The sequence below is a fragment of the Variovorax paradoxus EPS genome, assembly GCF_000184745.1.
Taxonomy (GTDB): Bacteria; Pseudomonadota; Gammaproteobacteria; order Burkholderiales; family Burkholderiaceae_C; genus Variovorax; species Variovorax paradoxus_C.
Map to the genome: position 1 here is coordinate 4,577,369 of NC_014931.1, position 15,933 is coordinate 4,593,301.

At 65.7% G+C, this 15,933-nt stretch carries 14 protein-coding genes and 1 pseudogene; 9 read left to right on the forward strand and 6 right to left on the reverse strand.

The annotated features are described in order from the left end of the window. The first annotated feature begins 51 nt into the window (after positions 1-51). Positions 52-570: a MerR family transcriptional regulator gene (locus tag VARPA_RS21200; protein WP_013542634.1), complete on the forward strand. Its 519-nt coding sequence runs from the start codon at positions 52-54 to the stop codon at positions 568-570. After that, positions 485-943 carry a carboxymuconolactone decarboxylase family protein gene (locus VARPA_RS21205; protein ID WP_013542635.1) on the forward strand — a complete coding sequence of 153 codons (459 nt, stop codon included), beginning with the start codon at positions 485-487 and terminating at the stop codon, positions 941-943. The genes VARPA_RS21200 and VARPA_RS21205 overlap by 86 nt, the downstream gene beginning before the upstream one ends. A gap of 3 nt (positions 944-946) precedes the next feature. Here VARPA_RS21205 and ettA read toward each other — a convergent pair whose 3' ends face one another. Continuing rightward, a complete protein-coding gene (ettA, locus tag VARPA_RS21210; RefSeq protein ID WP_013542636.1) occupies positions 947-2,608 on the reverse strand; it encodes an energy-dependent translational throttle protein EttA in 1,662 nt (553 codons plus the stop codon). A gap of 300 nt (positions 2,609-2,908) precedes the next feature. Here ettA and VARPA_RS21215 point away from each other — a divergent pair, with 300 nt between their 5' ends. Further along, a complete protein-coding gene (locus VARPA_RS21215) occupies positions 2,909-4,726 on the forward strand; it encodes a DEAD/DEAH box helicase (RefSeq protein WP_013542637.1) in 1,818 nt (605 codons plus the stop codon). An 86-nt stretch (positions 4,727-4,812) separates the two neighbouring features. Next, a complete protein-coding gene (locus VARPA_RS21220; protein ID WP_013542638.1) occupies positions 4,813-5,853 on the forward strand; it encodes an endonuclease/exonuclease/phosphatase family protein in 1,041 nt (346 codons plus the stop codon). An 18-nt stretch (positions 5,854-5,871) separates the two neighbouring features. Here the strand turns inward: VARPA_RS21220 and VARPA_RS21225 are convergent, their stop codons facing one another. The 5 genes from VARPA_RS21225 to VARPA_RS21245 all read right to left on the reverse strand — a co-directional run bounded on the left by VARPA_RS21225 (position 5,872) and on the right by VARPA_RS21245 (position 11,072). Continuing rightward, positions 5,872-6,945: an ABC transporter ATP-binding protein gene (locus tag VARPA_RS21225; RefSeq protein WP_013542639.1), complete on the reverse strand. Its 1,074-nt coding sequence runs from the start codon at positions 6,943-6,945 to the stop codon at positions 5,872-5,874. Between the two features lie 19 nt (positions 6,946-6,964). Next, complete coding sequence (locus tag VARPA_RS21230) at positions 6,965-7,816, reverse strand: carbohydrate ABC transporter permease (RefSeq protein WP_013542640.1); 852 nt, start codon at positions 7,814-7,816, stop codon at positions 6,965-6,967. Positions 7,817-7,898: 82 nt separating this feature from the next. Next, a complete protein-coding gene (locus VARPA_RS21235; protein ID WP_013542641.1) occupies positions 7,899-8,771 on the reverse strand; it encodes a carbohydrate ABC transporter permease in 873 nt (290 codons plus the stop codon). Between the two features lie 59 nt (positions 8,772-8,830). Beyond that, the gene (locus VARPA_RS21240; RefSeq protein ID WP_013542642.1) at positions 8,831-10,216 is read right to left on the reverse strand and encodes an ABC transporter substrate-binding protein; all 1,386 of its coding nucleotides are present in this window, start codon (positions 10,214-10,216) and stop codon (positions 8,831-8,833) included. Positions 10,217-10,322: 106 nt separating this feature from the next. Next, positions 10,323-11,072: a FadR/GntR family transcriptional regulator gene (locus tag VARPA_RS21245; RefSeq protein WP_013542643.1), complete on the reverse strand. Its 750-nt coding sequence runs from the start codon at positions 11,070-11,072 to the stop codon at positions 10,323-10,325. A 152-nt stretch (positions 11,073-11,224) separates the two neighbouring features. Here VARPA_RS21245 and VARPA_RS21250 point away from each other — a divergent pair, with 152 nt between their 5' ends. From VARPA_RS21250 to VARPA_RS21270, 5 genes and pseudogenes are all read left to right on the forward strand, one after another. Further along, a complete protein-coding gene (locus VARPA_RS21250; protein ID WP_013542644.1) occupies positions 11,225-12,961 on the forward strand; it encodes an IlvD/Edd family dehydratase in 1,737 nt (578 codons plus the stop codon). A gap of 1 nt (position 12,962) precedes the next feature. Continuing rightward, a complete protein-coding gene (locus VARPA_RS21255; protein WP_013542645.1) occupies positions 12,963-13,880 on the forward strand; it encodes a 2-dehydro-3-deoxygalactonokinase in 918 nt (305 codons plus the stop codon). Next, positions 13,877-14,524: a 2-dehydro-3-deoxy-6-phosphogalactonate aldolase gene (locus VARPA_RS21260; protein ID WP_013542646.1), complete on the forward strand. Its 648-nt coding sequence runs from the start codon at positions 13,877-13,879 to the stop codon at positions 14,522-14,524. Before VARPA_RS21255 ends, VARPA_RS21260 begins: the two co-directional genes overlap by 4 nt. Positions 14,525-14,570: 46 nt before the next feature. Next, positions 14,571-15,311, forward strand: a pseudogene (locus VARPA_RS21265) (aldolase); the annotation flags it as partial. 244 nt (positions 15,312-15,555) lie between these two features. Then, positions 15,556-15,876: a hypothetical protein gene (locus VARPA_RS21270; protein WP_013542648.1), complete on the forward strand. Its 321-nt coding sequence runs from the start codon at positions 15,556-15,558 to the stop codon at positions 15,874-15,876. Positions 15,877-15,933: the final 57 nt, after the last annotated feature.

Here is a 15,933-nt window from a genome sequence, read left to right on the forward strand (position 1 = left end):
TTCGCTAAAGCGCTTGACTTAGAGCGCGCTCCAACTTTGAGAATCGATGCCATGGAAACCAGCCTGACCATCGCGGAAGTCGCGCAGCGCACCGGCCTCACGGCCCACACGCTGCGCTACTACGAGCGCATCGGCCTGATCGCCGCGGTGTCTCGCGCACCCGGCGGCCAGCGCCGCTATGCGAGCGCCGACATGGACTGGCTGGCCTTCCTGTTGCGCCTGCGCGAGACCGGCATGCCCATCCAGGGCATGCAGGCCTTCGCCGGGCTTCGAAGCCAGGGGGACGCCAGCGTCGGCGAACGGCGCGAGATGCTCGAAGCGCATCTCGCCGAGGTCCAGGCCCGGGTGGAGGCGCTGCAGCAATCGATGCAGGTGCTTTCGACCAAGATCGCGCACTACCGCGCGATCGAGGCCAAGGTCAAGACCACGCCAAAGACGAAGCGTCCCTCGTTGTCGGGCACTGCCCCGGAAAGAAAGACGAGCGATGACGAACACACAAGCAAACCAGACCAACAACGGCAACCTGCGCTACGAGCGCGGGCTGGCCAAGCTGCAGGAAATCGACGGTGAAGGCGGCGTCAAGGTCGTCGAGAGCCTGGCGGACATCGCGCCCGACTTCGCCCGCCTGCTGATCGAATTTCCCTTCGGCGACGTCTACTCGCGCCCCGGTCTGGACCTGCGCTCCCGCGAGATCGCGGTGGTGGCAGCGCTCACGGCCATGGGCAATGCGGCGCCGCAACTGAAGGTGCATATCCAGGGCGCGCTGAATGTCGGCGTCACGCGCACCGAAGTGATCGAAATCATCATGCAGATGGCGGTGTACGCGGGCTTTCCAGCGGCGCTCAACGGCATCACCGCGGCGCGCGAGGTGTTCGCGGCGGACGATGAAAAAAGCGCGCAGTCCCTTGCGGAACCGCGCGCTCTTGCTGAAGAAGCGATCTGAGGCTTACTTGAGGGCCTTGTAGCGCATGCGCTTGGGCTTCGCGCCTTCTTCGCCGAGACGCTTCTTCTTGTCGGCTTCGTACTCCTGGTAGTTGCCGTCGAAGAAGGTCCACTGGCTGTCGCCTTCGGCCGCGAGGATGTGGGTGGCGATGCGGTCGAGGAACCAGCGGTCATGGCTGATCACCATGACCGTGCCGGCGAACTCGAGCAGCGCGTCTTCGAGCGCGCGCAGGGTTTCGACGTCCAGGTCGTTCGAGGGTTCGTCCAGCAGCAGCACGTTGCCGCCCGCGATCAGGGTCTTGGCCAGGTGCAGGCGGCCGCGTTCACCGCCCGACAGCGTGCCGACCTTCTTCTGCTGGTCCGCGCCGTTGAAGTTGAAACGGCCCGCATATGCGCGGCTGGCCATCTGGAACTTGCCGACATTGATGATGTCCAGGCCGTTCGAGATGTCTTCCCACACGGTCTTGTTGTTGGCGAGTTCGTCGCGGTGCTGGTCCACGAAGGCCATCTTGACCGTCGAGCCGATGACGACCTCGCCGGTGTCCGGCTTTTCCTTGCCCGCGAGCAGCTTGAAGAGCGTCGACTTGCCGGCGCCGTTCGGGCCGATGATGCCGACGATCGCGCCCGGCGGCACGGTGAAGCTCAAATTGTCGATCAGCATGCGGTCGCCGAAGGACTTGCTGACGCCGTGGAACTCGAACACCTGCTGGCCCAGTCGCTCGGCCACAGGAATGAAGATTTCCTGGGTTTCGTTGCGCTTCTGGTATTCCATGTCGCTCAGCTCTTCGAAGCGGGCGAGACGCGACTTGCTCTTGGCCTGGCGCGCCTTCGGGTTCTGGCGCGACCATTCCAGTTCCTTCTTCAGGGCCTTGGCGTGGGCTTCTTCGCTCTTCTGCTCCTGCGCCAGGCGTTCGCCCTTCTGCTCGAGCCAGGTGCTGTAGTTGCCCTTCCATGGAATGCCGCGACCGCGGTCCATTTCCAGGATCCACTCGGCCGCGTTGTCCAGGAAGTAGCGATCGTGGGTGATGGCCACCACGGTGCCGGTGAAGCGCTGCAGGAACACTTCGAGCCACTCCACCGATTCGGCGTCCAAGTGGTTGGTCGGTTCGTCGAGCAGCAGCATGTCGGGCTTGGACAGCAAGAGGCGGCAAAGCGCCACACGGCGCTTTTCGCCGCCTGACAAGAGGCCGATCTTCGCGTCCCACGGCGGGAGGCGCAGCGCGTCGGCGGCGATTTCCAGCTGATGCTCGGAATCGGTGCCGGCCGTGGCGATGATGGCTTCGAGCTGGGCCTGTTCGGCTGCCAGTGCGTCGAAGTCGGCGTCTTCGGCGCCGTAGGCGATGTACACCTCTTCGAGGCGCGCCTTGGCCGCGAACACCGCGCCCATGGACTCCTCGACCGATTCGCGCACCGTGTGCTCGGTGTTGAGCTTGGGTTCCTGCTCCAGGTAGCCGATCGTCATTCCCGGCATGGGCAGCGCTTCGCCCTCGAATTCCTTGTCCACACCCGCCATGATCTTGAGCAGCGTGGACTTGCCCGAGCCGTTCAGGCCGAGCACGCCGATCTTGGCGCCGGGGAAGAAAGAGAGCGAAATGTCTTTCAAGAGCTGCCGCTTGGGCGGCACGGTCTTGCTGACACGGTTCATCGAATAGACGTATTGAGCCATCTGTGGATAGTTACCTTGGGTACAAAGATCAGGGGAAAGCGCGGGTGCCGGAACAAGGCATTCGGGGATGCATTCGGGCGCGGCAAACCACCGATTATCGACTCATGCGACAATTGGCACCGTTGCCGGGTCCAGTTGCCCGCAACACCGGCTCTCTGCCGGGGACGAAGAAGACCCTTCTTGCAACGGGTTTTCCGGCTCCCACCCCTGACCTTCATCTGCCTTGACTGGCTCGGCGTCCACGATAAGACGCCAAGCGGGCCGATGCCACTGCGCCGTGTATGGCGCTTATTGTTTCCAATGAATTTTGATGAACTGAAGCTGGCTCCCGCCATCTTGAAGGCTGTGCACGAGCACGGTTACGACACCCCCACCCCCATCCAGGCGCAAGCCATCCCCGCCGTTCTCGAAGGCCACGACCTGCTCGGCGGCGCCCAGACCGGCACCGGCAAGACCGCAGCCTTCACGCTGCCGATGCTGCACAAGCTCACCATGAGCCGCAGCGCCACCAACAAGTTCGGCGGCGTCGGCATCCGCGCCCTGGTGCTGACCCCCACCCGCGAACTCGCGGCCCAGGTCGAGGAATCCGTCCGTACCTACGGCAAATACCTGCAGCTCGACTCGACCGTGATCTTCGGCGGCGTCGGCATGAACCCGCAGATCAGCAAGCTCAAGAAGGGCGTCGACATCCTCGTGGCCACCCCCGGCCGCCTGCTCGACCTGCAGCAGCAAGGCATGCTGGACCTGAGCCAGGTCCAGATGCTCATCCTGGACGAAGCCGACCGCATGCTGGACATGGGCTTCATCCACGACGTGAAGAAGATCCTCGCGCTCGTGCCCAAGGAAAAGCAGAGCCTGCTGTTCTCGGCCACCTTCAGCGACGAAATCCGCGACCTCGCGGCCACGCTCCTGAAGAACCCGCAGAGCATCCAGGTCACGCCGCGCAACACCACGGTGCAGCGCATCACCCAGGTGATCCACCCCGTGGGCCGCGGCAAGAAGAAGGCGCTGCTCGCGCACATCATCAACGAGAACAAGTGGAGCCAGGTGCTCGTGTTCACGCGCACCAAGTTCGGCGCCAACAGCGTGGCCGAATTCCTCACCAAGAACGGCATCGAGGCGATGGCGCTGCACGGCAACAAGAGCCAGAGCGCCCGCACGCAGGCCCTGGCCGGCTTCAAGAGCGGCGACATTCGCGCGCTGGTGGCTACCGACATTGCGGCCCGCGGCATCGACATCGACGAGCTGCCGCACGTCGTGAACTACGAAATCCCGAACGTCAGCGAAGACTACGTGCACCGCATCGGCCGCACCGGCCGCGCCGGTTCGAGCGGCGAGGCCGTGAGCTTCGTGTGCCTGGACGAAGAAGGCTTCATGCAGGAAATCGAACGCTTCACCAAGCAGACGATTCCAGTGCAGATCGTCGAGGGCTACGGTCCTGAAGACGGCGAACGCGCCGAGCCGATCGCCATGGGTCGCCAGACGATCTGGGGCGGTGCCGGCCGTCCGCCGAGCCGCGACGTGATGCAGGCGGCCGCCAAGGCTGCGCGCACCGAAATGCTGTCGCGCATCCGCGAGAACAAGGCCGGCCAAGGCGGCGGTGAACGCGCTGGCGGTGGTGGTGGCGGCAACGGCGGCGGTCAACGCCGTGGTGGCGGCCAAGGTGGTGGCGGTGGTCAAGGCCGCAACGCCAATGGCGGTGGTCAAGGCCAGGGCCCGCGCGGCCAGGGCGCACGTCCGGCGCAAGGCCGTGGCCCGCAAGGACCGGCACGCACGCCGCACCACGCACCCCAGCATCAACAACAGAACCATCTGCCGCACGACGAGCGCCAACCGCGCCATCACGGCAACAGCCACAGCCCGACGCAAGCCAACCAGGTCGCGCACCTGCGTGCCGAAGCGGTCGCCGGTGGCGACGGCCAGCCGGATCCGTTGCGCACGAGCGTCGACCACATGGGTGGCGGACGCGGTCGCGGCCGCCCGGGTGGCGGTGGTGGTGGCTACGGCGGCAATCGCTCGGGCGGCGGTGGCCGTTCGGGTGGTGGCGGTGGTTACGGCGGCGGTGGCGGTGGCAACCGTTCCGGCGGTGGCGGCGGTGGCCGCTCCTTCGGGCGCTGAGCACTGCGGGCAGGGACACCTGCCGCGGAAATGAACAAGGGCACTTCGGTGCCCTTTTCTTTTGGGCAAGACACAATCGTCAAGCCATGCAATACATCCCCCCCAACTACGCCACCCTCTTCGTAGCCACCTGCAACCTGCTCAACCTCGCGAACCCGAACCGGGTGTACTACGAGAACCAGGACGCCTACAACGAGCGTGAGTACGAGCGAAAGATCGACTGGATCGGCGAGCGCTTCCATGCGCTCAACGCCGACGTGCTCGCGGTGCAGGAGGTGTGGGACGAAGCGGCGCTGAAAGCCGCCATCGCGCGCAGCGGCCTGCGCTACGACTTCGTTTCGGTGCCCGGTGCCGAGAACACGCCGCCGCCCGGCAGCCCGCCGGGCACCCCGCCCAGAGCAGGCGCACAAGGCACTCCGCGCGTGGGCATCGCGACGCGGCTGCAGGTGGACAACGTCCAGTCCTTCGTCGATTTCCCGCCGGCCTTCGGCGTGGACGTGCCGGGCCTCGGTCCGCACACGCGCTTCGAGCGCCCGCCTCTCCTGGCCACGCTGCGCATGAAGCACGGCCAGCAGGTGCATGTGCTGACGGTGCACCTCAAGTCCAAGCGCCCCAAGTTCCTGCAGGACGCACAGGGCAACCACCTGGAGGACCGCGACGACCGCAAGGTCGGCGTGATGGCTTCGCTGCGCTCCCTGCTGATGCGCGGTGCCGAGGCCGCCGCCCTGCGCTGCATCGTCATCGACCTGCTGCAGGGCACGAACACGCCGCTGGTGGTGATGGGCGACTTCAACGACAACCCGCACAGCGTGACCACGCAGCTGGTGGCCGCTACCTCCGAGGTGGCCTACGACAAGGCCGCGCGCGACGTGGCGCTGTTCAATGCCTACGAGATGCAGGGCGAGTCGGCGCTGAAGAAGGACGTGGCCTATTCGCACATCCACCAGGGTTTTCCGGACGTGCTCGACCAGATCCTGGTGAGCGAGGAATTCATCGCCAGCAGCCGGCACAGCCTGGGCGACGTGCGGCGGGTCGACTACTTCAACGACCACCTGCACGAAGGCCGCGACCGCTCGCGCTCGGACCACGGCTTCGTGCGCGCACTGCTGAGGCTGCGCACGGACTGACGCTCCTGGGGTCGGCGTTCAGCGGCCCATGCGCTTGCCGGTCTGCCGGTCGAACAGGTGCACGGCCTCGACGTCGATGGCCAGGCCCACGGTTTCGTCGGGCTTCGCATCGACGCGGCCATGCACGGCCAGCACCAGCTTCGCCTCGCCGACCTGCACGAGCAGTTCGGTCTCGGCGCCCGTGGGTTCGACCACGACCACCTGCGCGTTCACGCCGCTGCCGGCCGCGCCCAGGGTGATGTCGCCCGGCCGGATACCGTAGTGCACCGGCTGGCCATCGGCGGCCGACGTGCCCGCCGGCACGGGCCAGCGCGCACCCTGCGCCTCGACATGGCATTCGCCGCCCGAGCGCCGCACCGTGCCCTCGATCACGTTCATCGACGGCGAGCCGATGAACTGCGCGACGAACAGGTTGTCGGGCCGGTCGTACAGGTCCAGCGGCGTGCCGATCTGCTCGACGATGCCGTCGTGCATCACCACGATGCGGTCGGCCATGGTCATGGCCTCGATCTGGTCGTGCGTGACGTAGACGGTGGTGGTCTTCAGCCGCTGGTGCAGCGCCTTGATCTCGGCGCGCATCGCCACGCGCAGCTTCGCGTCCAGGTTGGAGAGCGGCTCGTCGAACAGAAACACCTTCGGGTCGCGCACGATGGCGCGTCCCATCGCCACGCGCTGGCGCTGCCCGCCCGAGAGCTCGCGCGGATAACGGCCGAGGAGCGCATCGAGGTTCAGGATCTTTGCCGCGCGCATCACGCGCTCGTCGGTCACCGACTTCTCGGCGTTGCGCAGGCGCAGGCTGAAGCCCATGTTCTCGCCCACCGTCATGTGCGGATAGAGCGCGTAGCTCTGGAACACCATGGCGATGTCGCGGTCCTTCGACTCGAGGTCGTTGACCACGCGGCCGTCGATCAGGATCTCGCCGCCGCTGATGTCCTCCAGGCCCGCGAGCATGCGCAAGAGCGTCGACTTGCCGCAGCCCGAAGGCCCGACCAGCACCACGAACTCGCCGTCGACGATGTCGAAGCTCAGGCCCTGGATGATCTGGACCTTGCCGAAGGATTTCTGGATATTGCGAAAGGATACGGATGCCATTTGTGATTCCTGGGTTCGCTCAGCTCTTGACCGCACCGGCAGTGAGGCCGCCGACCATGTAGCGTTTGAATGCGTAGTAGATGGCCGCGGGCGGCAATGCGTAGATCAGCCCCGTGGCCATCAGCAGCTCCCACGGTGAGTCGTCGGCCGAGAGGAAATTGCCGAGTGCGACCGCCAGCGTCACGCTCTTGTCGTTCGACAGCAGCAGGAACGCATAGAGGTACTCGTTCCACGCGAGCAGCAGCGAGTACGTGCCCACCGCCACGAGCGACGGCACCATCAGCGGCAGGTACACGAGGCGAAACAGCTGCAGCGGCGAAGCGCCGTCCATGCGCGCGGCTTCGTCCAGTTCGTAGGGCAGCTTGTCCGACGCCTGCTTCAGCACCCAGATGCAGTAGGGCGAGGCGATCGTCACCATCGCGAGGATCAGCGCCCACTGGCTGTTGAGCAGGCCGTAGTTGCCCATGGTCTTGTACATGGGCACCGCGAGGAAAGCCGCGGGAATGAAGTAGGTGAAAAGCGCGAGGTTCATCACCGTGCGCCCGCCGCGCACGCGCAGCCGGCTGATCGCGAATGCCGCGGTGGTCGCGACGAAGAGCGTGAGCGCGCCCACCGACACCGCGATCAGCAGCGAGTTCCACAGCTGCAGCCAGAAGTGGTCGAGGTAGAAGTGCTTCTGCTGGAACACGATGCGGAAGTTGTCCAGCGTCGGGGTCTTGGGCCACAAGTGGCCCGAGGTCGCGGAGTCTTTCGACGAGATCGCGAAGAGCACCATGTGGTAGACCGGGATCAGCGTCCACAGCAGCACCGGAATGCCGATGAGCAGCAGCTTGGCCTCGGTCGCGACGGCCTTGGGGGTCCAGCGCTTCATTTCGCCCTCCGACGAGCCGCCTCTAGGAGGGCGAGCGCCCCCTTGGGGGGCAGCGAATACACGAAGTGATGAGCGTGGGGGTTCATTTCGAGAGCCTCTTCATCATGAAGTACACGAGCGGTAATACGAGCGGCATCGCCACCACGATGGAAGCCATCGACAGGTCCACCTGGTCGAGCCGCAGGTAGCGGATGCCCAGCGTGGCGAGCACATGCGTCAGGTCGGCAGGCCCGCCGCCGGTGAGCAGGTAGACGCTGTTGAAGTCGCCCAGCGTCCAGATCATCGAGAGGATGAGCGAGGTGATGTAGAGCGTCTTCAGCGCGGGCCAGCTCACGAAGCGGAACTTCTGCCAGTTCGAGGCGCCGTCCACCGACGCGGCCTCGTACTGTTCGGAGGGAATGGCCAGCCGCCCCGCCACCAGGATCAGCGTCCAGAACGGCAGCGACTTCCAGATATGCACCACCATCGCGAAGGCCAGCGCCAGCGAGGGGTCGTTGAGCCAGTTGGGGCCATCGGCCCCTGTCAGGCGAAAGATCGTGCTGTTGATCACGCCCCACTCCGGGTTCAGCATGAAGCGGATCGACAGGATGGTCGGAATCGAGGGCATCGCCCAGGGCAGGATGAAGATCGCCGAGACGATCTTGATCCACCAGCGCGAGGTCACGAAGAAGCCCGAGAGCACCAGCGCCACGATCATCTTCAGGTTGATCGCCACGACCAGGAAGATGGCCGTGTTGATCACCGATCGAAAGAAGATCGGGTCTTCCACCAGCTTCACGTAGCTCTGCGGATGGCGTGCGAGCCAGAGCCCGTACCCCACCGGATAGAGCACGAACACCACGAACACCAGCAGGTAGGGCACGACCATCACAGCGCCCCAGAACTGCCAGCGCGCGTGACGCGCTCCGAGATTGGCAACAGGCGCCGAAGCCGGCGCGGCGGTGGTAGTGCTCATGCAGTTCGCCTCATGGAAGCTGGTGTCCGTGACTTACTTCGGTGATGCCCGCGTGCGGCTTACTGCGCCGCCACCGTCTTGATGCGCGCGATCATCTCGTCGACCGCCTTGTCCACCGGCAGCTTGTCGGTGACGACGCGGCTCATGGCCTTGGCCCAGACGTTCTCGTTGTTCAGCACGGTGAACTTGTAGTTCTTCGTGAATTCGAAGGTCACGGTGCCCGCGGCGTACTGGTTGAACACCGACAGGCGATGCCGGTCCGCCTTCCAGAACTCGCTCGCCTGCCCGGCCTTGGTGACCGGGAACCAGCGGCCCAGCGAACCCTCGACGTACGGCGTGAGGTTTTCCTCCTGCATGAGGAAGGCTACGAACTCCTTGGCGCGCGCCTTGTTCTTCGCGTCCTTGAACACCACGCCGGTCTTCACCGCGGTGCGATAGACCATCTTGCTGCCGTCAGGCTTGTTGGGGAAGCCGGCCGTGTGGATGCGCTCGGTGTAGTTCTTGCGGGCTTCCTCGCGCTGCTCGGGCGTGAGCGTGGCGTTGTTGGAATCGTCGAGCCACTTGGCGGCGATCGAGATGGTCGCGTTGTGCGTCATCACGGTCGTCTTGTTGTGGAACGCGACGTTGTTGTCCGGGTCCTTCCAGCTCGTCGACGACGGCGGCGTGCAGCCCGTGAGGTAGGGCTTGGTGTAGTCGGTCACGGCGCTGATCAGGCCGGCGCGCACCTTCGGGTCGTCGACCAGCAGCTTGCCGTTGTCGTCCACCAGCTTGACGTTGTAGGCGTCCATGAAGGTCAGGAACGAATAGAAGGAATCGCTCGAATCCACGCCCATCGGCTGGCCGATGGCGAAGGTGCGCTTGCCGCTGGCCTTGCGGCTGGCGGGCTGGACCTTCTCGCACCAGAACGACCAGTAGTCTTTCCATGTGGTGGGGATGTCGGACTCCTTGAAGCCGGCCTCCGTCAGCATGTCGTTCCAGTACTCGATGTGCATCGTCTGCTGCTTGATCGGGAACGCGTAGTACGCCTTCTTCTTGGTCTGCTCGTTGTAGAGGAAGGTGGTCTCCAGCGTGTTGGGCGCGAAGCGGTCCTTCATGGGCGTGAGCACGCTGCCGATGTCCTCGAGCTTGCCGTCGTAGGCCCACTTGCCGGTGACCTGGAAGTCGTACACGTCGGCATAGGCAACGTCGGGCGGGCTGCCCGAGTCGAGCGCGGACACGGTCTTGGGGATCATGTCCTGGATCGGGTACTGCGACAGCTCGATCTTCACGTTCTTGTTCTTGTCCTCGAACTTCTTGATCGCGGCGAAGAGCGCTTCGTCCTCCGCCTTGTAGAAGCCCTTGACCCACCAGACGGTGAGTTTTTCCTGCGCGGCGGCAGGGCCCGCCGATGCGAGCAATCCCAGCGCGATCAACGTCGGCGCTATCAGCGATTTCACGACTCTCATGGTGTCTCCTTCTTCTTGGGTTGGTGGTGCTCGGGGGTGCGAGCGTTGGGTGGAAAACAAATGCGATCGATGTGCGCTGGCCGGTGCCGCAAGCCGCGGCGGCCGGCTAGCTGGCCTTGAGTCGTGGAGGCGGGCGGCTGAGCCGCGGCAGGCGCCGGCGCCCGCGCGAACCGAGCACGTCCTCGATGTCCTGGCGCGCGCCGTCGATGAGGCGAATGACCGCGCGCTCGGCCTTGTCGGGGTTGCGCAGGATCACCGCATCGAGCACCGCGCGGTGCATCGGCAGCGAGAGCGCGGGCCCGTCGGGCTTGGCGGTCGATATCTCGAAGCTGGTGCGCAGCAGCGCGTTGAGCGCCTTGCTCATCTGCGCCAGCATGCGGTTGCGCGCGGCGCTCAACAGGCCGTTGTGAAAGCGCAGGTCGAAGGTGACGTAGTCGCCGCCGTTCTCGATGGCCTCTTTCATGCCCGCGTAGGCGCGCTCGATTTCCTCGATGTCCTTCTCTTCGGCCCGCTCGGCTGCGAGCCGCACGGCCGCCGGTTCCACCACGCGGCGCAGGTCCTGCAGGTCGCGCAGGAACTCGGGCGTGAGCCCCGCGCGCGATTGCCAGGTGATGACGTCGGGATCGAACCAGTTCCACTTGTCCTGCGGCAGCACGCGCGTGCCGACCTTGGGCCCCGTGACGATCAAACCCTTGGCCGCGAGCGACTTGATGGCCTCGCGCACCACGGTGCGGCTCACGCCGAGTTCTTCACCGAGCACGGGCTCGGAAGGTATCGACGCACCGATCGCATAACGACCCGCCACGATGGCTTCGCCGAGCAATTCGAGCGTGCGACCGTGGATGTTCTTGATCATGGGTGCGATGTGAATTTCGATATCCCGGAGGCTGAAAACATCAAGGCTCCGGGCCTGTCTCAACTCTTATCATATGATGATTGAAAACGCGATTCGGCAGGACAAACCCTGAGGTTTGCCTTCGAAATCGGCAACAAAGAGAGACAAGACCGATGAGCAATTCCCCCAAGAAAAAGGCGAGCGAACTGCGCAGCCAGCAATGGTTCGGCCGCCACGACCGCGACGGCTTCATCTACCGAAGCTGGATGAAAGGCAAGGGCGTTCCGCACGACCAGTTCGATGGTCGCCCGGTCATCGGCATCTGCAACACCTTCAGCGAACTCACGCCTTGCAACTCGCACTTCCGCACGCTCGCCGAGCAGGTGAAGATCGGCGTGTACGAAGCGGGCGGCTTCCCGCTCGAGTTCCCTGTGATGTCGCTCGGCGAGACGCTGCTGCGCCCCACCGCCATGCTGTATCGCAACCTTGCGAGCATGGACGTGGAAGAAAGCATTCGCGGCAATCCGCTCGATGGCGTGGTGCTGCTCATGGGCTGCGACAAGACCACGCCCGCATTGATGATGGGCGCGGCCAGCGTCGACCTTCCGACCATCGGCGTCTCGGGCGGCCCGATGCTCTCGGGCAAATGGCGCGGACAAGAGCTGGGCTCGGGCACCGGCGTGTGGCAGATGAGCGAGCAGGTGCGCGCCGGCACGCTCAAGCTGCAGGACTTCTTCGAGGCCGAGAGCTGCATGCACCGAAGCCACGGCCACTGCATGACGATGGGCACCGCGAGCACCATGGCCTGCATGGTCGAGGCGCTGGGCATTGGGCTGCCGGGCAATGCGGCCTACCCTGCCGTCGACGGTCGCCGCAACGTGCTGGCGCGGCAGGCGGGCCGGCGCATCGTGGACATGGTGCATGAGGACATGAACATGTCGAAGATCCTCACGCGCCAGGCCATCGAGAACGCGATCAAGGTGAACGCGGCCGTGGGCGGCTCGACCAACCTCGTGATCCATCTCCTGGCCATCGCGGGCCGCATCGGCGTGGACCTCACGCTCGACGACTTCGACCGCCTCGCCTCCGAGCTGCCCTGCCTCGTGAACCTGCAGCCCTCGGGCCAGTTCCTGATGGAAGACTTCTGCTATGCGGGCGGCCTGCCGGTGGTCATCAAGGAAATCGCGGAGCACCTGCACAAGGACATCCTCACAGTCACCGGCCAGAGCCTCTGGGACAACGTGAAGGACGCCGAGAACTACGGTCCGCAGGTCATCCGCCCGCTGGCCGAGCCCTTCAAGGAAAACGCCGGCATCTGCGTGCTGCGCGGCAACCTCGCGCCCAACGGCGCCATCATCAAGCCGAGCGCCGCCACGCCCGAGCTGCTGGTGCACAAGGGCCGCGCGGTGGTGTTCGAAAGCGCCGACGACCTGCACAAGCGCATCGACGACGAGGACCTCGACATCGACGAGCACTGCATCATGGTGCTCAAGAACTGCGGCCCCAAGGGCTACCCCGGCATGGCCGAGGCCGGCAACATGCCGCTGCCGCCGAAGGTTCTGCGCAAGGGCATCACCGACATGGTCCGCATCAGCGATGCGCGCATGAGCGGCACGGCCTACGGCACGGTGGTGCTGCACACGGCGCCCGAAGCTGCGGCCGGTGGTCCGCTCGCGCTGGTGCAGAACGGCGACATCGTCGAACTCGATGTGCCCAACCGCAAGCTGCATCTGCATGTGAGCGACGAAGAACTGGCGAAACGCCGCGAAAAATGGGTCGCACCGAAGGCACCACTCGACTCGGGCTACTGGAAGCTCTACGTCGACACGGTGCTGCAGGCCGACCAGGGCGCGGACCTGGCTTTCCTGCGCGGACGAAGGGGGGCATTCGTACCGCGCGACAATCATTGAGATGACAAGACTGGTAGCAATCGACTGGGGAACGAGTTCCCTGCGCGGCGCCTTGCTGGATGCAGACGGCAAGGTGATCGAAGAACGCAGCGATGCGCGCGGCATCCTCAAGGTCCCCGAAGGCGGATTCCCCGCGGTCTTCGAGGCGCTGTTCGGCGACTGGATGCGCCTCGAAGGCGCGCAGTGCCTCATCTCCGGCATGGCCGGCAGCAAGCAGGGCTGGGTCGAGGCGCCGTACTGCGCCTGCCCCGCGGGCCGCGTCGAGGTGGGCCGCAAGATCATCCGCATCGACGCCGTTCCCGGTGCGCGCATCGCGATCGTGCCGGGCCTCAGCGACGAGCACGACGGCGTGCCCGACGTGATGCGCGGCGAAGAGGTGCAGATCTTCGGCGCCATGGCGCTCACCGGCGCGAGCGACGGCCTCTTCGTGCTGCCCGGCACCCACAACAAATGGGCCACCGTTCGCAAGGGCCGCGTCGCGGGTTTCCGCACCTGCATGACGGGCGAGTTCTACGCGTTGCTGAGCCAGCACTCGATCCTCGCGCGCACGCTCGATGCCGCGGCGCCGCTCGACGAAGCGGCGTTCCTTCAGGGCGTGACCCAATCCGAAAACGGCCACGGCCTGCTGCACAACGCCTTCGGCGCGCGCACGCTCGCGCTGTTCGAGCGCATGCCGAAGGAGGAGCTGTCGAGCTACCTTTCGGGCCTTCTCATCGGCGAAGAGCTGCGCACCCAGTCACTGCAGGCCGTCGGTGAAGTGGTGCTGATCGGCTCGCCCGTGCTCACCGAGCGCTACACCCTGGCCCTGCGCGCCGCCGGCGTTGCCACGCGCACGCTCGGCGCCGAAGCCACCTGGGCCGGACTGCATGCGCTGTCCGGCTTTCTCGCAGCAGCAGACAGCAACGGAATCCAGCCATGACCACCCCCACCCCCCTCGAAAAATTCAACGCCGCGGTGCGCGACCTGCCGCTCGTAGCCATCCTTCGCGGCCTCACGCCGGCCGAGGCCGAGGATGTCGGCGACGCCATCGTGGAGCCCGGCTTCCGGCTGCTCGAAGTGCCGCTCAATTCGCCGCAGCCTCTGGACAGCATCGCCTCGATGCGCAAGCGCTTTCCACAGGCGCTGGTCGGCGCGGGCACGGTGCTTGATGCGCAGCAGGTGCGCGATGTGCACGCGGCCGGCGGCGAGCTGATCGTGTCGCCCAACTTCAACGCCGCGGTCATTGCCGAAGCCGTGAAGCTCGGCTTGGTGTGCCTGCCCGGCGTGATGACGCCGACCGAGGCCTTCGGCGCGCTCGCCGCCGGCGCCACGGGGCTCAAGCTCTTCCCCGCCGAGCTGGCTTCGCCCGCAGTGGTGAAGGCGCTGCTCGCGGTGCTCCCGGCCGGCACGCCGGTGATGCCCGTGGGCGGCATCACGCCGCTGAACATGGGCGAGTGGCGCGCGGCGGGCGCCGCCGGCTTCGGCATCGGCTCCGCGCTCTACAAGCCTGGCAAGCAGGCTTCGGCCGTGCGCGACGATGCGAAGAAATTCATCTCGGCCTGGACGGGCACCACGCAATCCTGATCGCACGCCTGATCCAGCACCTGTTCGCAAGAAAAAAGAAGGAGACACGATGACCGCAGAATCCGATTACGCCAGCCCCGCCGTTCGCAAGCTGCGCGAAGACCTCGCGCTGGCCTTGCGCGCCGCCGCCCACCACGGGCTCTCCGAAGGCGTGTGCAACCATTTCAGCGTGATGCTGCCGGGCGCGCAGGACCGCTACCTCATCAACCCGCGCGGACTGCACTGGAGCGAGATCGGCCCCGACGACATCGTGCTGATCGACGTGCACGGCGAAGTGCTTGCCGGCCGCCACCGCGTGGAGCCCACCGCCCTCTTCATCCACGGCGCGGTGCACCGGCTCAGCGGCCATGCGGTCGTGCTGCACTGCCACATGCCCTACGCCACCGCGCTCACGATCACGGTCGACCGCGCGCTCGATCCGACCGCGAGCCAGAACGCGATGCGCTACATGAACCGCATCGCGATCGACGCGGTCTACAACGGCCTCGCGCTCGACGATGCGGAGGGCGAGCGCATCGCCCGTGCGATGGCCGGCAAGGACATCGCATTCCTCGCGAACCACGGCGTGATCGTGGGCGGCGCGACCATCGCCCATGCCTACGACGATCTGTACTACCTCGAACGGGCGTGCCTGCACCAGGTGATCGCGCAATCGACGGGTCGGCCGCTGGTGCCGGTGGACGCCAAGCTGGCCGCGCATGTGGCGGCTCAGATCCAAGGCGAGCGCGAGCAGTCGGACCTGTTCTTCGAAGCGCTGCGCCGCATGCTGCCCGCGCCGCACGCCTGAGAAGGTGTGAGCACGCGCGCGCAAACGGACGTGCACACGGCCTCTCGGCCTACAACCAACGGCACACCTGCGACAGCGCCCGGCGGGCGCACGACGCATTAGCATCGTTGCACGCGCACCGGAGGACGCCACGTCACACGTCTACGGGCTGCTTACAGCTCTTCATCCGATTTCGCCTCAGCCTTACACAAGGTTCACACAAGGCGACGACGATGAGGCTTCCAACCACTCCACGGGAGTTGCCATGAAAAAGCTCACTTTTGCATTCGCCGCAGCCGCACTGATGTCGCTGGCTGCACTCAGCGCACCGGCGCAGGCACAGACCGGTGGCCGCTTCATCCAGGCCCAGGTGTACGTGGTGCCCGCACCGCCGCCCCCGCGCCGCTACTACGCACCGCCGCCCCCGCCGCGCCACTATCACCCGGGCTACTACCGCGATGGCCGTCACTACGACCATGGCCGCCGCTGGGACGACCGCCGCCACTACGGCGGCCGCCGGGACAACGACCGCGACGGCGTGCCCAACCGCTACGACCGCCGGCCGAACAATCCCTACCGTTATTGATCGACCAGAACGAAAAAACCCGGGCCGAGCGCCCGGGTTTTTCTTGATGGATGCGGA